The sequence below is a fragment of the Rahnella bonaserana genome (assembly GCF_019049675.1).
GTDB classification, from domain to species: domain Bacteria; phylum Pseudomonadota; class Gammaproteobacteria; order Enterobacterales; family Enterobacteriaceae; genus Rahnella; species Rahnella bonaserana.
This window is the reverse complement of sequence record NZ_JAFMOW010000068.1, coordinates 1-21698: the sequence shown is the minus strand read 5'-3', so window position 1 is coordinate 21698 and position 21698 is coordinate 1. Positions and strand designations below refer to the sequence as shown.

General features: G+C 53.6%; 20 protein-coding genes. 10 read left to right on the top strand and 10 right to left on the bottom strand.

Features of this window, described 5'->3' with window-relative positions:
- Window positions 1-13: 13 nt before the first annotated feature.
- Window positions 14-304: a 50S ribosomal protein L25 gene (gene rplY / locus J1778_RS21835; RefSeq protein WP_013574635.1), complete on the top strand. Its 291-nt coding sequence runs from the start codon at window positions 14-16 to the stop codon at window positions 302-304.
- A 216-nt stretch (window positions 305-520) separates the two neighbouring features.
- Here the strand turns inward: rplY and yejK are convergent, their stop codons facing one another.
- Complete coding sequence (yejK, locus tag J1778_RS21830) at window positions 521-1525, bottom strand: nucleoid-associated protein YejK (RefSeq protein WP_119822553.1); 1005 nt, start codon at window positions 1523-1525, stop codon at window positions 521-523.
- Between the two features lie 322 nt (window positions 1526-1847).
- On the opposite strand from yejK, the gene J1778_RS21825 reads away from it, so the two are divergent.
- Window positions 1848-2075, top strand: a complete 228-nt coding sequence (locus J1778_RS21825; RefSeq protein WP_104921319.1) for a YejL family protein — start codon at window positions 1848-1850, stop codon at window positions 2073-2075.
- Window positions 2076-2099: 24 nt separating this feature from the next.
- Window positions 2100-3881: an LPS biosynthesis-modulating metalloenzyme YejM gene (gene yejM / locus J1778_RS21820; RefSeq protein ID WP_217174950.1), complete on the top strand. Its 1782-nt coding sequence runs from the start codon at window positions 2100-2102 to the stop codon at window positions 3879-3881.
- A gap of 75 nt (window positions 3882-3956) precedes the next feature.
- Here the strand turns inward: yejM and J1778_RS21815 are convergent, their stop codons facing one another.
- From J1778_RS21815 to J1778_RS21800, 4 genes are all read right to left on the bottom strand, one after another.
- Window positions 3957-4463: a protein disulfide oxidoreductase gene (locus tag J1778_RS21815; RefSeq protein ID WP_217174949.1), complete on the bottom strand. Its 507-nt coding sequence runs from the start codon at window positions 4461-4463 to the stop codon at window positions 3957-3959.
- Window positions 4450-5034, bottom strand: coding sequence for a DsbA family protein (locus J1778_RS21810; protein ID WP_217174948.1), 585 nt, complete (start codon window positions 5032-5034; stop codon window positions 4450-4452). Before J1778_RS21810 ends, J1778_RS21815 begins: the two co-directional genes overlap by 14 nt.
- A complete protein-coding gene (locus J1778_RS21805; protein WP_217174947.1) occupies window positions 5034-7079 on the bottom strand; it encodes a protein-disulfide reductase DsbD family protein in 2046 nt (681 codons plus the stop codon). Before J1778_RS21805 ends, J1778_RS21810 begins: the two co-directional genes overlap by 1 nt.
- Window positions 7080-7147: 68 nt before the next feature.
- Window positions 7148-7513, bottom strand: coding sequence for a copper resistance protein (locus tag J1778_RS21800; protein WP_217174946.1), 366 nt, complete (start codon window positions 7511-7513; stop codon window positions 7148-7150).
- A 194-nt stretch (window positions 7514-7707) separates the two neighbouring features.
- Between J1778_RS21800 and J1778_RS21795 the strand changes: the two genes are divergently transcribed.
- From J1778_RS21795 to J1778_RS21785, 4 genes are all read left to right on the top strand, one after another.
- The gene (locus J1778_RS21795; RefSeq protein WP_112289970.1) at window positions 7708-7950 is read left to right on the top strand and encodes a DinI family protein; all 243 of its coding nucleotides are present in this window, start codon (window positions 7708-7710) and stop codon (window positions 7948-7950) included.
- Window positions 7951-8172: 222 nt separating this feature from the next.
- Window positions 8173-9945, top strand: coding sequence for a penicillin-binding transpeptidase domain-containing protein (locus J1778_RS21790; protein ID WP_217174945.1), 1773 nt, complete (start codon window positions 8173-8175; stop codon window positions 9943-9945).
- A 245-nt stretch (window positions 9946-10190) separates the two neighbouring features.
- A complete protein-coding gene (locus J1778_RS24760) occupies window positions 10191-10316 on the top strand; it encodes a hypothetical protein (RefSeq protein ID WP_255563977.1) in 126 nt (41 codons plus the stop codon).
- 147 nt (window positions 10317-10463) lie between these two features.
- Window positions 10464-10850, top strand: coding sequence for a helix-turn-helix domain-containing protein (locus tag J1778_RS21785; RefSeq protein WP_112289967.1), 387 nt, complete (start codon window positions 10464-10466; stop codon window positions 10848-10850).
- A gap of 5 nt (window positions 10851-10855) precedes the next feature.
- On the opposite strand, the gene J1778_RS21780 is transcribed toward J1778_RS21785, so the two are convergent.
- The gene (locus J1778_RS21780) at window positions 10856-11323 is read right to left on the bottom strand and encodes a nuclear transport factor 2 family protein (RefSeq protein ID WP_217174944.1); all 468 of its coding nucleotides are present in this window, start codon (window positions 11321-11323) and stop codon (window positions 10856-10858) included.
- Between the two features lie 170 nt (window positions 11324-11493).
- Window positions 11494-12621, bottom strand: a complete 1128-nt coding sequence (gene ompC / locus J1778_RS21775; RefSeq protein ID WP_217174943.1) for a porin OmpC — start codon at window positions 12619-12621, stop codon at window positions 11494-11496.
- Between the two features lie 776 nt (window positions 12622-13397).
- Here ompC and J1778_RS21770 point away from each other — a divergent pair.
- The 3 genes from J1778_RS21770 (at window position 13398) to J1778_RS21760 (ending at window position 16246) form a co-directional block, all read left to right on the top strand.
- The gene (locus J1778_RS21770; protein ID WP_217174942.1) at window positions 13398-15428 is read left to right on the top strand and encodes a DUF4034 domain-containing protein; all 2031 of its coding nucleotides are present in this window, start codon (window positions 13398-13400) and stop codon (window positions 15426-15428) included.
- A gap of 97 nt (window positions 15429-15525) precedes the next feature.
- Window positions 15526-15843, top strand: coding sequence for a type II toxin-antitoxin system HigB family toxin (locus J1778_RS21765; protein ID WP_217174941.1), 318 nt, complete (start codon window positions 15526-15528; stop codon window positions 15841-15843).
- Complete coding sequence (locus tag J1778_RS21760) at window positions 15833-16246, top strand: helix-turn-helix domain-containing protein (RefSeq protein WP_217174940.1); 414 nt, start codon at window positions 15833-15835, stop codon at window positions 16244-16246. Before J1778_RS21765 ends, J1778_RS21760 begins: the two co-directional genes overlap by 11 nt.
- A 584-nt stretch (window positions 16247-16830) precedes the next feature.
- On the opposite strand, the gene J1778_RS21755 is transcribed toward J1778_RS21760, so the two are convergent.
- Genes J1778_RS21755 through J1778_RS21745 form a run of 3 tightly spaced genes read right to left on the bottom strand, consistent with a single transcriptional unit; the run spans window position 16831 to window position 21622 of the window.
- Window positions 16831-18000, bottom strand: a complete 1170-nt coding sequence (locus J1778_RS21755; protein ID WP_217174939.1) for a beta-barrel domain-containing protein — start codon at window positions 17998-18000, stop codon at window positions 16831-16833.
- A gap of 17 nt (window positions 18001-18017) precedes the next feature.
- Window positions 18018-20195: a type I secretion system permease/ATPase gene (locus J1778_RS21750; RefSeq protein WP_217174938.1), complete on the bottom strand. Its 2178-nt coding sequence runs from the start codon at window positions 20193-20195 to the stop codon at window positions 18018-18020.
- 50 nt (window positions 20196-20245) lie between these two features.
- Window positions 20246-21622, bottom strand: a complete 1377-nt coding sequence (locus tag J1778_RS21745; protein ID WP_217174937.1) for a TolC family outer membrane protein — start codon at window positions 21620-21622, stop codon at window positions 20246-20248.
- Between the last annotated feature and the right edge of the window lie 76 nt (window positions 21623-21698).

Sequence of the window (21698 nt, the reverse complement as noted above, 5' to 3'; positions counted from 1 at the left end):
CGAGAAATATACAATGATCACTATCAATGTAGAAGTACGTCCACAGGACGAGCAGGGCAAAGGTGCGAGCCGCCGCCTGCGTACAGCAAACAAATTCCCAGCTATCGTTTACGGTGGCTCAGCTGCTCCGGTTTCTATCAAACTGGACCACGATTCTGTAAAGAATCTGGAAGTTAAAGCGGAGTTCTACTCTGAAGCAATTACTCTGGTTATCGACGGTAAAGAAACCAAAGTTAAAGTTCAGGCTGTACAGCGTCACCCGTTCAAGCCAAAACTGGCTCACATCGACTTCGTTCGCGTTTAATCGCTGACCGAGTTGTTGCGCATCGGGACGCCGTGCGAGAACAAATAAAAAACACCGCCCAGGCGGTGTTTTTTATTGCCTGAAATCTGCCGATACCCTAAATAATTCAGGTTGCAGGAAGGCGGCAAGTTCGTGAATCCCCGGGAGCTTAGATAACTAAGTGACCGGGGTGAGCGAACGCAGCCAACGCATCTGCAGCCTGAAGTATGACGGGTATTATTTATTACCGGCTTTACGCTGTAACTGATCCCGCAGATTGGGCGGTGTGCCTTTGATGGTCAGGGTATCGGTCGCCGGATCCCAGAAAATGCGTTCGCCCATCAGCATGGCATCGAAGTTAATACTCAGCCCGCCGCCGCTGCCGGCGAATTTGGTCAGCTGACGCAAGGTGCTGCGATCGGCCGGGAAGGTTTCTTCCAGCTGATAGCCCTGTTCCTGGGTAAATTCTTTGAATTTCTTATCGTTCCACGGTGGCAGCTCTTCGGACAAATCATCCAGCGCGATCTCTTCCCCCGCCTGTAACTGCTCGTTGCAGTAGGTATAAACCTGCTGACGGTAATTCTGACGCTCGTTCTTATCGAGCTGCGCTTCGGTACAGAAATCATCAACCGCCTGCAACAGCCCGCGGTTCTGCGCTTTGGTATCCAGACCTTCAGACGCGCCCAGGAAATCCATGAAGAAATCAGAGACTTTGCGCCCTACCCGACCCTTGAGGAATGTCAGATAACGGGTGGATTCCGGGTTAGTTTCCCATTCGGTCAGGTCAATGCGCGCCACGATATCGGCATGATTGATATCGAGGTAATGAATGCTGCTGACATCCAGTTGCTCGTTGACGCGCATACTGCTGCGGCTGTTGAGCACTGCCACCAGTAAATATTCCACCGCCAGGAAGCGGTAATGACAAAACAGCACCACGCCGCCTTCGGCAAACGGGTATTTCGCCAGTTCATCACGCAGACGGCCGGTCGCAGCGCGGCTGAATGACAGGAAATCGTCGTCCCCTTTGCGGCAACTGCGCAACGCCACAGCCAGTTCGCTGTCTTCATTGAACAGACCGTAAGCTTTGCTTTTGGCGCTGTAGACGCGGTGCAGCTCGGCCATCATTTCATCAACGGCCGCATTCGGCGTCAGAAGCGTATCGCGCAGCACAACATCCAGCGTTTGCTCGTCACGTTTGTTCAACTGGTGCAGAGCAATCTGCTCAATATCCAGACTCATGGGGACTTTCTCCTGTGTGAATTGCAGCCGTGTAAGAAGGGTTTGCCTGCGGGGCGTATTCAAACACCGAAGTTCTAAAGCCGCAACCGCTCATACCTTAGAAATGGGGATTTAATGAGATAAAAACCCCAAAATAATTCGTGTTTCAGGAAGGCGGCAAACGAAGAAATCCCGATGAGCTTACTCCGGTAAGTGATTCGGGGGACTGAGCGCAGCCAACGCATCTGTAACCCGAAGTATGAAGGGGTTATAAAAATGCGGAAAGTAGGTCTGTGATCGGCTAAGATATTGGACTTTGTCAGATCAAGAAGCACAATACTCTATGGCACAATCATCCCGTTACAGTGACGAACACGTTGAACAGATCCTTTCCGAGCTGGCGACTGTTCTCGAAAAGCACCGCGCCCCGACAGACCTTTCTTTGATGGTTCTGGGCAATATGGTGACTAACCTTATTAATACCAGCGTCGCTCCTGCACAACGCAAAGCCTTGTCTCAGTCTTTTGCTAAAGCGTTGCAAGCGTCGATAAGAGAAGATAAAGCCCATTAATCCACAAACTGCCCAATACCTCTCATGGTGACAAATCGTCAGCGCTATCGCGAAAAAGTATCCCAGATGATCAGCTGGGGGCACTGGTTCGCCCTGTTTAATATCCTGCTCATTCTTGGGCTCGGCAGCCGCTACCTGTTTGTTTCAGACTGGCCTTCTTCTTTGCAAGGACGCATTTACGCGCTGGTTAGCTGGCTTGGGCATTTCAGCTTTATCGGATTCTCTGCTTATTTGCTGATTATCTTCCCGCTGACCTTTGTGGTGATGTCGCAACGGCTGCTGCGGTTCTTGTCTGCCATTCTGGCGACCGCCGGACTTACGCTGCTGCTGGTCGATACCGAGGTCTTTACCCGTTTCCATCTGCATATTAATCCGGTGGTGTGGGAACTGGTGGTTAACCCCGGCCAGGGCGAAATGGCGCGTGACTGGCAGCTGATGTTCATTGCTGTGCCGGTCATTTTCCTGCTCGAAATGCTGTTTGGCACCTGGGCATGGCAGAAACTGCGCAGCCTGAACCGCCGTAATTTCGCCAAGCCGATCGTCGTGCTGTTCATTGCCAGTTTCTTTGCGTCACACCTGATGTATATCTGGGCAGATGCCAATTTCTACCGTCCGATCACCATGCAGCGCGCGAATCTTCCGCTCTCGTACCCGATGACGGCACGTAAATTCCTTGAGAAACATGGCCTGCTGAATGCCGAGGAATACCAGAAGCGGCTTATCGAACAAGGAAATCCTGAAGCGCTGGCAGTGGAATACCCGCTGAATTCCATCAGCTTTGCGAAAACCGGTTCGAAGTATAATTTGCTGATGGTGGTGGTAGATGGCGTTCACACCGCTACGCTGGATAAAGAGATGCCAGCGCTGAGCGATTTCGCCAATCATAACATCCGTTTTGACCAGCATTTCAGCTCCGGCAACCGTAACGACACCGGCCAGTTCGGCCTGTTCTACGGGATTTCGCCGAGCTATATGCAGGGCATTCTGGCGGCACGCAAACCTTCTGCACTGGTGACGTCGCTGGAACAACAGGGTTATGAATTTGGTCTGTTTGCCTCTGACGGCTTTAACAGCCCGCTGTATCGTCAGGCCTTGCTGACCGATTTCACCTTGCCGCCGCCGGTTAAACAGTCCGATGAGCAAACCGTAAATCAGTGGCAGCAGTGGCTGAATGTGCGTGGTAATGGTCCATGGTTCTCCTACGTCAGTCTGAACGGTATCAGCACGGCGTTACGTCAGGATAATGAAAGTGTGCCGACAGGTAACACCTTCATTCACCGTTATCAGGCCGGTGCTCATGGCGTGGATGACCAGATCAAGTCCATCCTGCAATCGCTGAAAGACCGCGGTGAGCTGGATAAAACCGTCGTGGTGATCACGGCGTCTCATGGCATTGAGTTCAATGAGAACGGCACCTGGGGATCAGGCAATTCGATGAACCGCCGCCAGTTGCAGGTTCCGCTGATTATTCACTGGCCGGGCACGCCAGCGCAAAGTATCAATAAGCTGACTGACCATGCGGATGTGATGACTACGCTGATGCAGCGTCTGTTGCATGTCACGACGTCACCGGCGGATTATTCGCAGGGTGAAGATTTGTTTGCTGCCAAGCGCCGCCATAACTGGGTAACCACCAGCGATGACGGGACGCTTATCATCACGACGCCGGATCAGACGCTGGAGCTGGAAAGCGACGGCGATTACCGCGCCTTTGATACCAATGGCAAACGGATTAAAGATCAGAAACCAGAGCTGGGTTTACTGCTTCAGGTGCTGACCGACGAGAAACGGTTCCTCGCGAACTGATTTCCCTGCCATGAAAACAATATGAAGAAAGGCCTTCACCAGGGTGAAGGCCTTTTGCTTTATGAACGCAGCAAATCACCCGCGGATTTGCGCCCACCACATCCGCGCTTTCATCCCCCGGTAAGATGTCCAGCCCGTTGTCGTGGCGATAACCTTCCCCTTATCAATGATGACAAACGTCGGGGTAACGCCGATATCCCATTGCGCCGACAAATCGCCACGTGAATCATTAACCACCGGCATCTGAATGCCCTTTCCTTGCAGATAACGCGCCAGCGCAGCGTTGTCACCCGAACGCAACGCCACGGTCAGAACGTTCTCTCCTTCTTCTGACAGCCGGGCAACGGAAGGTGTGGTCATTTTGCATACGCCGCACCACGTTGCCCAGAAGTAGACCAGCAGCGGGCGCTGCTGGCTTTGCTCGTCGAGCGTCAGGGACTGATTGCTGAGGGTCTGCAACGGCTGGCTGCCGAAACTGGCCGGTGCCTGCGGCGCACGCAGAAAATCCATTCCCAGCATCACCACCATAATCAGCACAACGAGAATCGCTCCTTCGCGCGCCCAGCGTTTAAGTCTGGTCATGTTTTGCCTTCGTCAGTTGCTCCTGCACGACTTTCTGCAAATCCTCATATGAGATGGCGCCGGCGATCAGCTGATCGCCAATAATGGTCGCTGGCGTCCCCTGAATCCCCAAAACTTCGGCAATCTCCACATTGGTTTTCAGTTCAAGGTAACTGGCTGGCGTCACGCGTATAGGTTCCAGCCCGGCATATTTCACTGCCTCAAGCGCGCTGGCCTCATCATGCTGCCCTTTTTTAGACATCAGACGCTGATGCACGATCAGAAACTTTTCCGGATGTTGTTCCCACACGGTCATCGCCGCACGACCGGCAATAATGGAACTCGCACCGCGGAAAGGCAGCAGCTTAATCACCACCTTTACGTCAGGATTTTCTTTCGCGACCTTTTCCAGCATCGGATCAAATTGCTTGCAGTAAGGACAGTTGTAGTCAGTGAAAGACACAATCGTCAGCCGCGGATTTTTCGCGCCAAACCACGGCGAGGCGGGGTTATTAAACAATGTGTCTTCCGGCGTCATCGCCAGAACAGCCGGAGAAATTACCATCATCATAATCAGCATTAACGTTTTCATTATCGGGCTCCACGGGCATCTTCCAGCCCCTGTAATACGGCATCGCGGGTAAGCAACGGCGATAAAATTTCACCGGCAGGATTTTGCGGACCATAAATTTGATTAAACGGCACGGCGACGCTGCCGCGTTTTTGCAGGAAGTCATTGATCGGTTTTGATGGCAATGTCCAGTCACCGCGCAGTGCCACGACGTCGTTTTCCGTCAGGGCTTTCTGCACGTTTTCACTCATCAGTACGTTGTATTTGTTGGCTTTACAGGTCACACACCAGTCGGCGGTAACATCCACAAAGACCACTTTTTTATCTGCCAGCGCACTCTGAATCGCCTCTTCGGACAAGGGTTGCCAGGCAATATCATCGCGCAGCGCTTTGCCGCCAGCGCCTGAAAACTGCATGACAATCGCCATCACGGCGCCTGCCAGAAGTGCGCCCGCACCGGCGGTTAACGCACAATTTCGCCAGCCATAGCGCCGCAGGGATAAGGCAAACAACACCACCAGCAATACACCCGCCAGCACGGCGACAAACAGCGCTGAGAAATGGTTTTGCATCAGGCTCAGCAACCAGAGACAGGATGACAGCATCAGCACGCCAAGGAAAAGCCGCAGCCGTAACATCCAGCGGCCGGGACGCGGCAGACACATCGCCAGCCCCGGCCATAAGGCAATCATCAGCCACGGCAGACTCATGCCGATGCCCAGCATCAGGAAAAGCCCCCACAGCACCGGCAGCGGTGCAGCCAGCGCAAACGCCACCGCGGTGCCGAGAAACGGTGCCGAACAGGGCGTCGCCAGCAGCGTGGCAAACGCACCTTCAGCAAAGTGTCCTCTGAGCCCGGCGCGCTGATGCGTCGCCAGACGTGTCGTCATCTTTGAGGAGAGATTGATTTCAAATAACCCCAGCAGATTGGCGGTAAACACTGCCGTGACCAGCACCATCAGCCCAATAAACCACGGATTCTGAAACTGAATGCCCCACCCCAGCGTCTGACTGGTGTAACGAAGCAACGTCATCAGCAATGCCAGCGCCAGAAACGAGGTGATGATCCCGCCCGACGACGCCAGAAACTGCACGCGAATGTTTTTACGGTTGCGCTGTTCCACCTGCAAAATACTGCCGAGTTTCATGCCCAGAACCGGCAGAACACAAGGCATCAGATTGAGGATGAAGCCCCCGGCGAGCGCCATTAATGCCACTTGCCAGAGTGCGATACTGTCCGGCGCGGCGGCAGGAAGTGCGCTCACGCGCAGGCTCATCTGCTGCGCCAGACCTTTGTCCGACAACACGATGCTCAGCGTTTTACCACTGATATCCTGGGCTTTATCGCCCCACTCGTCCGTCACCGGCAGCGTGAAAAGCGCCTGGGGGCCGTCTACTTTCACCACCGGTTTGCCCAGCGAACTGCCTTCCAGCGTATCGGTAAAGACCTGCGGATTTTGCCAGCCCTGCTCGCGGTGAGCGGAAATCTGCAATACACCCGCGTAATAGCCCGCCGTCACGCGGTCCGCCAGACCTTCAGCAATCGGCACCTTGCCCATCGCTGCGGCGAACTGGCGCTCAAAATCCGCGTTATCCCCGGACGAAGTGAGATCGAGACTAAAAGGATAGTCGGTGAGAATGCACACGTTGCTGCACACCGGCAGCGTCAGCGTTCCGGCAATGGTGGCAGGCGCGCTGCCGCTAAGGGTGACGGGCAGCGTGACTTCATCGTGATAGCCCTGGGTAGTAATGCCAGCGACATCAAAGCGCGCGGGCGTTGGCCAGAACCATTTGGCCTGCGCCGCCGTGACCGGTTTTAGCCATTCTACCGACGGCGCAATACCGCCCTCTCCCGGCGATCGCCAGTAGGTTTTCCAGCCCTTTTCGAGGCTGACAGACAACAGCAGGCGGGTTTCCTGCTCAGAAGAATGAGCAGACTGTGCCTGTAAGCGCACTTTCGCATGGGTATTTTGCGGACTTTGCAGCCAGCCGGTGTCGGCAGCATATCCGGTATGCAGCCAGAGCATCAGCAGGCAGCCAGCGGCCGCTCTGAACAAACTTCGCATAAATTTTCTCCAAAAATAAAATGTCACATCCTGATGAAAAACAGGCGTGTTTTTTATTCCCGGAGTTTTTATTCCCGAAATACGCAGAGCCGCAAATGCACCCGCAGGCGCGGCACAGGGACGGCTTCCGGCACAAGCAGGCGGATTGCCGCCATATTGCCGCGTGACAAAAATGCCAGCAGCAGACTCAGCGCCAGAAACGCGAATTCTAAAAGAAGAGGAGGAACAGAAAGCAGCGATTTACTGCTGAGCTCGCAGGGAGCCGGGATTTTCGCGATGTCAGTGAGGGTGGCAGACGCCTGAGCCGTCGTTGTTTCCTGATGCAGGATAGCGGACAACGCATTCAGCCCGGCGATGCGCTGTGTCATACAAGTCAGTATGACCAGACAGGCCAGGCAAAAAAATACCAGTGCTGAACGCCGTTGTTTATCCACATTTCCCTCACAGACTGGCCGCCATTCTAACGGTCGGCCAGACATTCACAAGATGCATGGATCATGAATTACATGAATTTACGCTCACAAATCTGAACTGCGTTCCAAAGTTCAGGCGAAAAATCACTAGAGCGGCCGCCTCGCATACTGTATATTTAGCCAGTGAATAGAATTTTATAATAATGAGGAAAACCATGCGGGTTGAACTGATTTTTGACAAACGGAATGTCTCCGGCATCCCCAATGCCAGTGAAAAAATTGAAGCAGAACTGGTAAAACGCGTACACCGGATGTTCCCGGATGCAGAAGTTAAGGTAAAACCGATGCAGGCCAACGGGCTGAATACACAAGGTGCAAGCAAGCAGGAACGTTCGCAATTAAACCAAATGCTGGAAGAAATGTTTGAAGAAGCGGACGAATGGCTGTCCGTCGAGTAAAAAACGGCTTCGCCGTTGCACTTGCTTACAAAGAGCAATTGAAATAAACAATCCATCGCTATGGCTTAATATAAGATGTGCATGTATACGAAATTCATTATCTTTCAGAGCGATGAGCTGTATTTTTATCGGGCACTTACCGGCATCATTTGATGCGGTTAAAGGATTCCCCGGTGCCATCGCTTTTCGCTTCAAACGCGTCAATGACTTTGCGAAACTGCCATGCCACCGAGCTCAAAAAAATCCAGCGCCCAACCCCATTTTTACACCAAGCGCTTTGCGCTGATTTGTCTCGGCATCGTCTTTTGTCTGGCGCTCTTGCTTGGCCGTGTAGGTTATTTGCAGCTTTTGAATCAGCCGATGCTGGAAAAAGAGGCCGATTCCCGCTCCCTGCGTTCCAGCGTGATCCCTGCCGGACGCGGTACCATTGTTGACCGCAACGGACACCCGCTGGCACTGAGCGTGGCATCCAAAGACATTATCGCTGACCCGTTCCGCGTGCTTGAGTTGCACAGCGATCTGAACAGTCCGAAATGGCAATATCTGGCCTCTGCGCTGAATATGCCGCTTTCCCAGTTACAGCAAACCATCACCAGCGATCCGCAGCGCCGCTTTGTGTATCTTGGCCGCAAAATAGAAGAAGGCATCGCTGCCGATATCAGCCAGCTACATCTGGGTGGCATCAGCACTCAGCTTGATGACAGCCGCTATTATCCGATGAGTGAAGCCGCAGCGAACCTGGTCGGCGTGGTCGGGACCGATAACGAAGGTCTGACAGGCGTGGAAAAAGGCTTTAACGCCCTGCTTCAGGGTAAACCTGGCATGCGCGAATACCGTCAGGATCGCCACGGTAATGTGATCGGTATTCTCAAAGAAGTCGCGCCACAACAGCCGCCGACCATTAATCTCAGTATCGACAGCTTTATGCAGTACGTGTTGTATTCGCGGCTGCGCGATGGCGTGACGCTCAACCAGGCCGAGTCCGGCGCAGCGGTTCTGGTGGATGTGAACACGGGCGAAATTCTGGGAATGGCGTCCTACCCTTCCTACAACCCGAATAACTACGCCGGTGTTCAGCCAAAAAACATGCGCAATGTGGCCATCAGCGACAGCTTTGAACCAGGTTCTACAGTGAAACCGCTGGTGGTAATGGCGGGTCTGAACCGCCATATGATCCGCCCTGATTCCGTTCTTGATACGCATCCCTACACCGTTAACGGACACCTGATCCGCGACGTTGGCCACTGGCCGGCACTGACCATCACCGGTATTTTGCAGAAATCCAGTGACATCGCGGTATCACATATCGCACTGGCGATGCCTGCAAACGTACTGGTCCAGCTTTATCAGTCATTCGGCCTGGGTAAACCCACTGATTTAGGTATCGGCGGCGAAAGCAGCGGATATTTCCCGGCGCACCGTGACCGCTGGGCAGATATCGAGCGCGCAACCTTCTCATTCGGTTATGGCCTGCGCGTCACTCCGCTGCAAATTGCCCGCGAATACGCCACGATTGGCGCGGAAGGTATATATCGTCCGCTGTCGATTACCAAAGTCACACCGCCGGTGTTAGGCACCCGCGTGATGTCAGCTGACGTGGTCAGAACGGTTATTCATATGATGGAAAGTGACGCCCTGCCCGGAGGTTCCGGCCTCAGTGCGGCGGTGCCGGGTTATCGTCTGGCGATTAAAACCGGTACAGCGGAAAAAATGGGGGCCAGCGGTAAATACGATGGCGGTTACATCAACTACACCGCCGGTGTGGCTCCTGCCAGTAATCCGCGCGTGGCGCTGGTGGTGATGGTCAACAATCCTCAGGCAGGTAAACACTTTGGTGGTTCAGTTGCAGGGCCAATCTTCGGGCAAATCATGGGGGAAATTCTCAACCATATGAACATTGCTCCGGATGCGCTGGTACCGGAAACACCGCCAACCACGGTCATAAATGGCGGTCAGAAAACCGATCTGGTGCGACGCCCGGCAACCGATGGCTAAACGAAACCTATAAAAATCGTTTTAAATTCCTGACAGGCTGGATCTCAGCGGAAGAAGCGGTTAACGTTCGCAAGAATTAATCGTTGGCTAATGATCCACGCTGGAGGAAGAGCGCAAGCTCTGTAAAAAGAATGAAACGGCTTCTTATCGTTTTTCTGATATTTGTTGTGGTGTGTCTGGCTGTAATTGCATTGAATATGCAGGGCAGCGGCCCGTGGTAACTGAATTTTATACCCTGAACGGGGATGAAGGGAGAAACCACGTTGCCCACCGGTAAGAACTTTTACATCATCATTGTTCTTATCCTCGTCGGGATCGTTCTGGTTGACGACGGTATCGCCCGCCTGATTCACTGGATCCTGTTACGCTAAATGATGGCCCGTCAGAGTGCCTGAGCACTCCTTTTCAGCGGGCCATTTATGTCACTTCTGTTGTCATACACCTCAGAGCAACACCTGCCACGCCATCACGGCGAAGTCGTGTATAATAGCGATATTCAACCTTAAAACAGACTGGTTATGGCTCAAGATATTCATATCGCTATCGTCTGCGCACTCAGCAAATGGATTGAAGGCCATCTTGGTCGTGTGATCCACCTTGAAGAACTGGCTGAGTACTCAGGCTATTCGCTCTGGCACATGCAAAAACTGTTCAAAGAATCGACAGGCATTTCTCTGGGGAAGTACATCAGGGAACGTCGTCTGGCGAGTGCTGTCTATCAGCTGAGCAGCAGTGATACCCCGATTTTCGATATCGCGATGGATTTCGGCTTCGGCTCGCAGTCACACTTTACCTACATGTTCCGCAAGCGTTTCAATATCACGCCGCATGAATTCCGCCAGAATCCGGAAATCGAACTCGATGTTTCTCCCCCGCTGCATCTGATCCACCAGAAATCAGCCTGAAACCGTCAGAATCCAAACTCACTCAGGCCTGGATGATCGTCCGGCCTGCGTCCCAGAGGCCAGTGGAATTTCCGCTCGCTTTCCCGGATTGGTAAATCATTAATGCAGGCATGACGTGCAAACATCAGCCCCTGTTCATTAAATTCCCAGTTCTCATTACCGAAGCTGCGGAACCAGTTGCCTGAATCATCATGCCATTCGTAGGCAAAACGCACGGCAATCCTGGCGCCATCAAATGCCCAAATCTCTTTGATCAGGCGATAATCCAGTTCCTTCGCCCATTTACGCTGCAAAAAAGCCACCACAGCTTCCTGACCATGAACAAATTCACTGCGGTTGCGCCAGACCGTATCGGCAGAATAAACCTGGCTGACCCGCTGCGGATCGCGGCTATTCCAGGCATCTTCGGCCAGTCTGACTTTTTCGATGGCACTTTCACGGGTAAAGGGCGGTAACGGCGGTTTAACGGACATAAACACCTCATCAATGGAAGAAATCCTGCCAACACAATAGCGACGTTTGGCGGGGTTCTCACGTCAAATTGTGCCCATAAAAAAACGCGGCCATCAGCGACCGCGTTCTTTTTACTGCTTGTTCTTTTGACTCAAATCTAAACGCTATTCTGTGTCTGAGAAAGGCACGCTTAGAACTGATACACCAGACCTACAGCGGTAACGTCATCGGTATTGATACCGGCGTTATCGGTGAAGGTGCTGCTGTCGATCAGGTTGATTTTGTAGTCAACATAGGCCGACATGTTTTTGTTGAAGTAGTAAGTCGCACCCAGGTCGACGAATTTCACCAGATCCTGATCCTGGTAGTTGTTGCCCAGACGGTCGGAACCTAAATCTTTACCGCGAGTTTGGTTATACGCCACGAACGGACGCAGGCCGAAATCGAACTGATAGCTCGCGTAAGCTTCGAATGCCTGTGACTCGTTGGCATAACCGTAAGCTTCTGAATCGGTAGAACCGAAGCGGGAAGCGTTGTAAGCCTGAGTAAACATGGCAGCCAGGTAAACGTTGTTAGCGTCATATTTCAGACCGCCGGTATAACCTTCGGCTTTTTTACCGTCGCCCATGATGCCCGGTGCGGAATTCTGCTCATCAGTACGGTCAGAGTTAAAGAACGCACCTGCCACGCTGACGCCCGCGCCAATGTCGTAGCTCAGGGACATACCGTAACCGTCGCCGTTCTGAGTCAGCACATCACGTGTACCCGGTTCGCCGCCGCCGCTGTCATTTTTGCCCTGATATTGCAGAGCGAAGTGCAGGCCATCAACCAGCCCGAAGAAGTTGTCGTTACGATACGTTGCAACGCCATTGGTACGCTGATACAGGAACTGGTCAGCGCCGTAGGTAGAACCATCGAACTCTGGCTGCAAGTCGGTCCAGGCGGCCACGTCATACATGACGCCGTTGTTACGACCGTAGTCGAAGGAACCCATGTCGCCGAATTTCAGACCGGCGAAACCATAACGGGTAAATGCGCGGTCGCCGTCATCAGAGCTTTCAGCCTGGTTAGCCTGAACCTGATATTCCCACTGGCCGTAACCGGTCAGCTGGTCGGTGATCTGAGTTTCGCCTTTGAAACCAAGACGGATGTAGCTCTGATCGCCGTCAGAACCTTTGTCGTTAGAGAAGTAGTGTAAGCCATCAACCAGACCGTACAGGTCGAGTTTATTACCATCTTTATTATAAACTTCTGCCGCGCTTGCTGATCCTGCGACCACTAATGCAGGGATCATGAGTGAAAGAACACGGAGTTTCATTTTTTTGTCCTCGATAGGTGTCGGACCGTGCCACTGAATGTAAAGTACAGGTTTTTACTGATTTAAATCTGCTTAACGCTTGTTGGTATCTGTATAAAAGTTGGCCCGACATGGCAAATCCATTCTCTTGATATAAATACTTTTAATCCAGAAAGAAAATGATACGAAATTAGTTAATATATTTCATAAGCATTTAAAGGTGTAACATTTTATTAATGCCGGGTAAAATTAAACCTCTGTTTAGATGTTAAAATAAAGCACGCAAAGCTAAATTAATCAAAAGCACTTTGAAATCAATTAATTATACAAAATGATTACCGCACTAACTGATAAAGCATCTATTCACCGATAATATATAATCATTCTCGCTATCATCATTATTTGTTATTTATTACCCTCATTCCCCGTTTTGTGGAAACAACAGCCGGCCCTTAGTGGTCGGTTTTTTTTTGTTTTGCAAAGAGATGATTACCACCCGTGACATTCATCACTCATTATATTTCCCTGCTGAAATGTATTTCTCCATAATTACTTCACACTTTCTCCATCTTTGAGATTCTGATTTTCTTAATAGTTGATATCTAATCTTCTCAATTAATAAGGTATTTCAGGACAATTATTAATCTTTATTATGCAGAGGCTTTGTTGGTCAGTGGCGGTTCGGATCCGTTACTATAGCCAAAGTCAGACCAATCCCGCTGATCGCGCAGGGGAAGAAAGTTAGACTTCGGGTGCCGCGCAAAACACCGTTTTTACTCACTAGCTCAGGGAACCTCATGCCACATCAGGACCAGCACGACAACATTTCCAAAGCCAGAATGCTTCTGGCGACCCGCCGTTTTCTTAAACTCGACGAGTGGCTGTTGTCACAGATGCGTGGCTGGCAGAATCAGGGCGAAGGCCACAGCGATTACGGGCTGCTGATGCATCCGGCAACGCTGTTTACCGGCACAGAATCTCCCCCGCTCAACCCGCTGGAAATCCTCAGTGACTGGGCGCAGCAATGCCCGCAGAGTTATCACGCTCACGCCTTATTGGGTATGGTCTGGCATGAAAATGCGTGGATTATTCGTCAGCCGCTAGAAGGTGAAGATGTCGCCGATCACCAGTGGCTGGGCGCACAGTTATGCTGTGATTACGCGGTACTGTCATTTTTACGTGCTATTGAACTGCACCCGCGCCCGACGCATGCCCTGCGCCACATGATGAACCTGAGTGGTGGTTTCGGTGAGCCCTACTGGCTGAAAGCGTTGTTTGCCGGTGAAATCCCAAAACCTTTGCATGAAAAGTTTTCGATTCAGGGCAGTGAAATCTGGCGGGATGGCGTGGCCCACATCCACGCACTGGGATTTGAGCCCGCGACACACTGGCCGCAAATGCTTCCCGCCGCATTGCAACAAACCCGCAAAAATGATGAAGAGGCGCTGGATTACTGGCTTCGCATGGCGATGTCAGTCCGCCACGCCGATGTCGGCACCATGGAATCCTACCTTTTATTCCATTCCGCTTTCTGGGGCGGCAGCGACGCGCAACAGATGCAAATTATTGACAGTCCGCTGTGCGCAGAATTTAGTGAAGAAGAGCGTAATCAGTTCCGCGCTAACGCGCTGTGTGATGCGCTTTCCGGCGATATCGCCGACAGAGAATCTCCGCAGGCGCTGGAACTCCAGTCGCGCTTAGCCGCACTACTGACTCAGCCTCTGGCGGCGGAAACGCGGGTCCGCCTGCTGGATCTTGCCGGGATCTGCATCGCCTACTGGCAGGACGACGATCAGGCCGGACTGGCCGTTTATAACGATTTGTTTGCTGTCTCACCGCAGGCAATGCCCGGTCACGCCGCGCGGATGTTCATCTCCCGTGCCGTGCTGGCCAATGGCCATCAGGAAGGTTTGCCGGTACTGACCTTGCTGCTGACGCGGGGCCTGAGTCAGGCAAATGATCCGGTGCTGGTGGCATTTGCCGCGACGGCTTTGCAATCAGGCCTGTACGGATTACCGGCGCGCCCTGAATTGTGTGAAGGCCTGATGGACCATGCGTGGTCGCTTATCCTGCAAGCAGGCGACGAGCAACCGGTAAAAGATCTGGTCACACTGGCGCACGACATGGCGATCAATGACGATCTGGACGCCGCACATTTTCTGATGACCGAAATGGCCCGCCACGGCAGCGCGATCCACTGTTACGAGTTGTACTTTTTCTACCGTAACGGCTGGCATCAGGATGTGCCGGAGCAGTATCACAACGACAGTAATGCGATGGACTGCGTGCTGAGTGCCGCCCGTTCAGGCATGGTACCTGCCATGTTTACCTGCGCTAATGCGCTGCGTGAAGGGCTCGGCGGCGAACCCGATTATGAACAGGCCATGCACTGGTATCAGCGGGCAATGGAAGCCGGACATTTATCCGCCGCCTATTTCCGTGCAAGTTGCGCGCTGGATAACGGTTCGGACGCCGAGAAGCGCCAGGCCGCCGAAGTCTGGCTGCCGGAAATTCTGCATAACGAACAACACCCCGATCGCGCCGAAGCCGCTTATACCCTTGGCATGGCGTGGCTGACCGGTACCGGCGTGAAGAAAAACCGTTATACCGCTGATAAATTCATGGAATTCGTACTCGAACTCAGTCCTGAATCCGAAGCCGCGAAGCAGGTGCATGAAGAACTCAGCGGCTCGCTGCGGGCGCGGATGAATTTGTGGCAGGACAAGCGGAAAGCGGAGGTGGAGGATCCGGTGGCCATTTACCAAACTGTACATCCTGCTGACCCGGAAACTTCTCTGGAAGATGTGCCGCAATCTGACAACAAATAAAGCCAGTCCCCTCCTGCAAAAGGTTATTGTGGTTTACAGCTTGTAAACCACAACATTAACCTTTATATTGTTCACAGGATGTGAACTCAGGAGTGCTATGCATGTTATAGCCAAAGAAGCATTCCACCGGGCGATGCGGCAGTATCCCAATGATAAAACCGCCTTGCTGGCAACCTATCGCGGGCTCAAAGAAGGCGACTATCCAACGCCAGATTCCCTGAAATCCGTCTTTTCCAGCCTCGACAATTTCCGCTACCGGCCAAAATGGTGGGTTATTAACGTCGGCGGCAATAATCTTCGCCTCATTGCTTATATCAATTTCGTCAACAAGCGGGTGTATGTAAAACATATCTTCACTCATGCGCTTTACGACCAGTTGAACAAACATTACAGGATTTACAACAATGATTGCTGAAGCTATCGAAGCCAGTAAAGCGCTGGTTAAAGCAGTTCCTCTGCTGGGAGGAAGTACCAGCACAGCCGATTATAAAAGTGCCCTTGAGCTGATTGATTATCTGATTGAGCATGATGACGAAAACCCGCTAATCGAGTTTCTGAGTGCAAAGATTGAAAGCTATGAGCGCCAGCATACCGATTTCGTCACCTTTAATCAGGCGGTGGGAAATCTGCCACGCGGTGTGGAAGCACTTCGTCAGCTGATGAAGGATTACGGATTAAAGCAGAACGATCTGCGAGAGGAAATCGGTGGGAAATCACTGGTCAGTCAGATCCTGAGCGGTAAGCGTTCGCTGACAGTCGAGCATATCCGCGCACTGGCGGTGAGGTTTAATGTACCGACGAGTTTGTTTATTGACTGACGGTTTGCAGGAGCCGCTGCATTAGCGGGTGATATCCTCGGGCTCGCCGCCCAAACTGACCTAAGGTCGTGGGCGTCGGCCCACACCGACCAGAGGACGCGTAAGCGCGCGCCCTCTGGACTCCCCCGCTTTTTCACTACGCGCTCCGCTAGACACTATGTTTCAGTTACCACGGAGACAGGCTGGAAATCTTGCCGCTGCGCGGTGCCTTCTCTCGGTCCTGAAGCCTTGGGTCTCCAGGCCGCTCCGTTCAGCAAGATTTCTGAATCGCCCGCACGATCTTAAATTCAAAAACGGAATGGATTTATCTTTTAGATAAGTTTATTGGCGTGCTCAAAAATGGCACCGAATGAATGGTTCGAGACCAGAGGCTCGACACCTGAAATTCGGGAATCGCGCAGCGATGACATTTTGCGCCACCCACAATTGCGTCAGAACATGTCCGTCGTGCCCGCGAAGCGCGCAGTGAAAGAGCCCGGGGGGTCTTGGGGGGCGGCGGCGATAAGCCGTCCCCCAAGTCGGTGTGGGCCGACGCCCACGACCTTGAAGTTGAAGTTGAAGCCGCACAAGCAGCGGCCTCCTGCTTACCTCTCCCTCAACGACTCCTTCACCTTATTCAGCGGCTTGATCAGATAATCCAGCACACTTTTCTGGCCGGTTTTAATATCAACGTTCGCCACCATCCCCGGCACAATCGGGAACTGGCGGCCAGCTTTGTTGGTCAGGAAGGCTTTGTCGGTTCGCACGTACACACGGTAATAATATTGGTCGCGCTTCACTTCATCCTGCAAAGTGTCCGGCGAAACGCCCTCGACTTTGCCCTCGAGGTCACCGTAAATGGATGAATCGTACGCCGAAATTTTCACGGTGGCGGGCAGTCCGGGACGGATATAAGCGATATCACGCGGGTTGATGCGTGTTTCGATCAGCAACTGATCTTCTATCGGCACGATTTCCATCAGCTTGCCGCCTGGCTGCAATACGCCACCCACGGTGGAGACCTGAATGTCTTTCACGATCCCGTGAACGGGCGAGTAGAGTTCGGAACGTGTTACCTGATCCTCTTTCCCTGCCATGACCTGCAATTCGGCATCAAGATCGGCGTTATTCTTCACCTGCTCTTCGCGGGCGCGCACCGCGTACTGATTAATGGCATCGTCGATTTTTCCGCGCAGTTCGCTGGCCTGACGTTTAAGGCGGATCACTTCCACCTGCCCCGCCGCGCCTTTCGCCACCAGCGGCTGGGTCATATTGATTTCGTCATTCACCAGTTTGAGCGACTGCTGCAGGTTGCTGACGGTTTCATCACGGTTCTGTTTACGCGATAAATACAGCTGGCGTTCACGCGCCACCAGCTCCGGAGACTTCATGGTTTCCGGGCTAAATTTCAGCGGCGCACCGGTCAGTTCGGCACTCAGACGTTCAGAAGATGCACGCAAAGTACGCACGCGGGAAGCGGCTTCGCCGTAGTTCGACTGCGAACGTGTCGGGTCCAGCTGCGCCAGCAACTGGCCGCGATTGACCACCGAGCCTTCCTGCACCATCAGTTTTAAAATAACGCCGCCGTCGAGTGAGTCGATTTGCTGCGCTTTACTCGATGGCGTGACCTTGCCGGTGCCGACAGTGACTTCATCAAGCAGGGCAAACCGCGCCCAGACGAAGAAAATCAGCAGGCAGGCCAGCGAAACCCAGATGATCCACGACACTTTGCGGCCTTCTGCTTCCAGTTCATCATGCAAAGTAAGATGTGCCATGCGATGTCCTTAGCAGCTCAGGCTGCGCCTTGTTTGTTGTCCGCCACCACGGCCGCAGCCGGAGCGGGCGTATTGCTGGCCGCTTTCGCGAGGATCTGATCCCGCGGTCCGTCGGCGACCACCCGTCCGTTGTCCATCACCACAATCCGGTCTACCAGCCTGAGCAGTGCCGGGCGGTGCGTGACCACAATCAGCGTGCGTCCGACCAGCCAGGCATGAAGCTGGCGGATCACGTATTCTTCAAGCTGTTCATCCATCGACGCCGTCGGTTCGTCCATCAGCACCACCTGCGGATTACGCAGGATCATGCGGCTCAGCATCACCATCTGACGCTGCCCGCCAGACAACCCGCGCCCGCCTTCGTTGATGATTTTATCCAGACTCGAGGCATCGGCCTGCACCATACTCAGCGCGCCGCTGATGCGCAGCGCCTGGAGCATTTCCTGGTCGGACGCATGGGGATAACCGAGCATCAGGTTCTGGCGCAGCGTGCCGAAGAACAGCCGTGAATCTTGCGACAAATACCCCAGCTGACGGCGGATATCGGCCGGTTCGACTTTGGTCATGTCCACGCCGTCGATCAGAATTTTGCCTTGAGACGGGCTGGCCTGACCGGAAAGCAATTTCAGCAGCGTGGATTTCCCCGCGCCGACTTTGCCGAGGATCGCCACGCGTTCACCGGGTTTGATTTCGAGCTGGCCGATGCCGAGCACATTCGGCGCATTTTCTTTATCGTAGGTGTATTGCAGGTTACGCACGTTGAAATGGCCGCTGAGCGACGGGCAATGTGACAGCTCCGCATCCGCTGGCCGGTCGATCGGTTTTTTCAGCAACTCATCCAGCCCGTGCATGGCACTTTTGGCGTGCTGCCAGCGGGAGAACACCATCGTCAGCTGCATCAGGGGCGCAATGGTGCGTGACGACAACATGCTGGCGGCGACCAGTGTACCGGTGGTGATATCGCCGTTAAGCACCAGATACACCCCGAACACCAGCATGCCGCCATAGGTCAGCTGCTGGACGGTGGATGCCCAGCCGGTCAGGCGTGCGCCCCACAGACGTTGTTTCATGCCGACCGCCGCGCTGACTTCGTGCGTCTGTTCCCACTGACGCTGGAAATAGGCTTCAGCCTGCAAGGCTTTGATGTCTTCGATACCTTCGATGGTTTCCACCAGCACCGCGTTTCGCAGCGCACTTTCACGCATCCCTTCTTTTGCCAGTTTGGCCATCGGCCACTGGATCAGAATGCCGGGAATAACAATCAGCGGGATCGCCAGCAGCGGGATGATCACCAGCGGGCCGCCGATGAAGAACATGATGCCAAGGAACAGCAGCACGAACGGCATGTCGGCGGCAGCGCTGACGGTGGTTGACGTCAGCAGTTCGCGCACCTGATCGATTTCGCGTAACTGAGAGATAAACGAACCGGTGGATTTTGGCCGGTCGTCATTTTTGATGTTCATCGCCCGCACGAAGAACAACGAAGAGACTTTGAGGTCGATTTTCTTCCCCATGAGATCTGATACCAGCGTGCGCATCAGGCGGATGACATATTCCATGCCGGCCGCCAGCACCACGCCGAAGAACAGCACCCACAGAGTCGGGAAAGATTGTGCCGGAATAACGCGGTCATAAACCTGCATTGAGAATAAAATCCCGGCCAGCGCCAGTACGTTACCGAGAACGGATGCCAGCGAGATTTCAGCGATTTTTCGCCCGCTGCCGCGAAAGTTTTCCCAGAACCAGTGCTTTTTATGCGGCTGAACAAACTGGTCGATACGCTCATCACGACCGCGCGGAGCCACACCGACCAGAAACACCGGTCCGGCGCTTTGTTCCAGCAGCGTGACCAGTTCCGCCGAGCGCAGCAGGTCACCGCCGTCGCTCAGCCAGTAATCCACTTTGCCGTCATCGTGTAACTGTTCAAGCACCGCAATGCCACCCTGCTCCAGGGTTATCACCGCCGGTAACACTTCCTGCCGCCAGCGCACCTGATTCCAGCTGACCATGCCGACCTGTAACCCCATCAGCCCGCTCAGACGGTCGAGCTGACGGCGCAGCGGCTGATGTTCAAACCAGCGCATTTGCTGGCGAAGATATAGCGGATCTGCTGGCTTACCGAATATTTCGGCCACGCGCCCCATGGCGCTTATCCAGACGTCGATCGACAAAGGTGTTGTTGCTTCGTTGCTCATTTCAACCTCGGTATCGAATGCTTCTGGGTTTTCCCACGGCCTGTTTCGCCTTACAGCGCCGGGATGGTGTCACCTGTTTGTTTCTGCCGGTCGATGCCTAACATGTCGACCAGATTGTCCACGGCGGCGGCATAGCGCACGGTGGCATCCCACCCGTCGTAGAGCGCGCCAATGCGCGACGTGTCAGCCTGAAAAACGTCCTGCTCTACGCTGAGCAAATCGTTCAGACTGCGTTTGCTGAGTTTGTATTCGTCCTGATAAACGCTGCGGGTATGAGTGGCGCTGGAATACTGCTCTTCGCCCGCGACCTGCCGCTGCTGGCCGCCGATCATGTCGGCGTAAGCGGTTGACGCTTTCTGATTGATATCCAGCTTGGCTTTTTCGACATCCGCCTGCGCAGCCTGACGTTGCCCTTCTGCCGCCCGGACTTTGGCACTGACCGCGCCGCCCTGATACACCGGGGCATCTACCGCCAGCTGGAGCTGATCATCCCAGTAAGAACCGGTGTTGCCGTTGTTGTCATAACGGGTGCGACCGGCCTGAATTTTGACCGTCGGCCAGTGTTGCGCTTCCGCCTGATTGACCTGCTCAATTGCCGCCTGTTGCTTGGCCTGAGCGGCGCGCACCAGCGTGCTGTTTTCGTAGGGGATTTTGTCGAGAGTGACTTTCTGATTGAGAAGACTTTCCGGCAGATCCGGCAAATTGTTCGAGACAACGCCGGTCAGCACGGTCAGTTGCGCCTGTGCGGAGCGTTCCTGAGCGCGATATTGTTCAACCGTGGCTCGCATACCGGCAATGCGGGTTTCGGCCTGTAATACGTCAGACTGAGAACTCAGCCCGGCGTCAGAGCGCAGTTTCGCGGTGTCTTTCACGCGGGTCAGGGACGCAATATTGTCCTGCGCCGCCACGCTTAACGCCTGAAAGCGTTTCACCGACAGGTACGCCTGCATGGTGCTCAGCGCAACATCGGTCATGGTGCTGTAAAGAGAAAAACGATAGGAATCCGACAGGTATTCCTGCTCACCGATACTGCCGTTGGTTTTGCCAAAGTCCCACAACAGCTGACTGAGCTGAATACCCGCCGAACCGTTGCTGCTCTGATCCCCTGATGAATAGGTCTGCCGCGATTGTCCCGCTGACCCTTGTAATGAAACTTGCGGATACCACGCACTTTTCGCCGCATCCAGATTCCCGCCACCCACGCGGATTTGCGCTGCCGCTTCCGCAATTTGCGGGTTTCGCGCAAACGCCCGCAAAATGGCATCCCGTAACGTCAGGCTGGCACGCATTTCCTCCGTCGGTGCCGCCTGCCAGTTAAATTCCGGCTGTTTTTCCGCCGCCATCACACCCGTATTCCCTGTTAATCCCGTCAGACACAAGGTGCCCAACACAACGGCGATTTGCCGTATTACTCTCTTTTTTTTCATTACCGACACCACTTAATTACGCCGATTTTTTTTGTTTTTTTACTGCTCCCTCACCTGCAAAGGGGAGGGTTGGGGT

What these genes read in the sequence shown, in the direction of transcription:
- J1778_RS24760 (WP_255563977.1), top strand. Translation starts at nt 10,191, where the DNA reads ATGAAGGGAGAAACCACGTTGCCCACCGGTAAGAACTTTTACATCATC.
- ompC (WP_217174943.1), bottom strand. Translation starts at nt 12,621, where the DNA reads ATGAAACTCCGTGTTCTTTCACTCATGATCCCTGCATTAGTGGTCGCA.
- J1778_RS21745 (WP_217174937.1), bottom strand. Translation starts at nt 21,622, where the DNA reads ATGAAAAAAAAGAGAGTAATACGGCAAATCGCCGTTGTGTTGGGCACC.
- J1778_RS21825 (WP_104921319.1), top strand. Translation starts at nt 1,848, where the DNA reads ATGGCACAATCATCCCGTTACAGTGACGAACACGTTGAACAGATCCTT.
- J1778_RS21780 (WP_217174944.1), bottom strand. Translation starts at nt 11,323, where the DNA reads ATGTCCGTTAAACCGCCGTTACCGCCCTTTACCCGTGAAAGTGCCATC.
- J1778_RS21755 (WP_217174939.1), bottom strand. Translation starts at nt 18,000, where the DNA reads ATGGCACATCTTACTTTGCATGATGAACTGGAAGCAGAAGGCCGCAAA.
- J1778_RS21760 (WP_217174940.1), top strand. Translation starts at nt 15,833, where the DNA reads ATGATTGCTGAAGCTATCGAAGCCAGTAAAGCGCTGGTTAAAGCAGTT.
- J1778_RS21805 (WP_217174947.1), bottom strand. Translation starts at nt 7,079, where the DNA reads ATGCGAAGTTTGTTCAGAGCGGCCGCTGGCTGCCTGCTGATGCTCTGG.
- J1778_RS21790 (WP_217174945.1), top strand. Translation starts at nt 8,173, where the DNA reads ATGCCACCGAGCTCAAAAAAATCCAGCGCCCAACCCCATTTTTACACC.
- J1778_RS21785 (WP_112289967.1), top strand. Translation starts at nt 10,464, where the DNA reads ATGGCTCAAGATATTCATATCGCTATCGTCTGCGCACTCAGCAAATGG.
- J1778_RS21815 (WP_217174949.1), bottom strand. Translation starts at nt 4,463, where the DNA reads ATGACCAGACTTAAACGCTGGGCGCGCGAAGGAGCGATTCTCGTTGTG.
- yejK (WP_119822553.1), bottom strand. Translation starts at nt 1,525, where the DNA reads ATGAGTCTGGATATTGAGCAGATTGCTCTGCACCAGTTGAACAAACGT.
- J1778_RS21770 (WP_217174942.1), top strand. Translation starts at nt 13,398, where the DNA reads ATGCCACATCAGGACCAGCACGACAACATTTCCAAAGCCAGAATGCTT.
- J1778_RS21810 (WP_217174948.1), bottom strand. Translation starts at nt 5,034, where the DNA reads ATGAAAACGTTAATGCTGATTATGATGATGGTAATTTCTCCGGCTGTT.
- J1778_RS21765 (WP_217174941.1), top strand. Translation starts at nt 15,526, where the DNA reads ATGCATGTTATAGCCAAAGAAGCATTCCACCGGGCGATGCGGCAGTAT.
- rplY (WP_013574635.1), top strand. Translation starts at nt 14, where the DNA reads ATGATCACTATCAATGTAGAAGTACGTCCACAGGACGAGCAGGGCAAA.
- J1778_RS21750 (WP_217174938.1), bottom strand. Translation starts at nt 20,195, where the DNA reads ATGAGCAACGAAGCAACAACACCTTTGTCGATCGACGTCTGGATAAGC.
- J1778_RS21795 (WP_112289970.1), top strand. Translation starts at nt 7,708, where the DNA reads ATGCGGGTTGAACTGATTTTTGACAAACGGAATGTCTCCGGCATCCCC.
- yejM (WP_217174950.1), top strand. Translation starts at nt 2,100, where the DNA reads ATGGTGACAAATCGTCAGCGCTATCGCGAAAAAGTATCCCAGATGATC.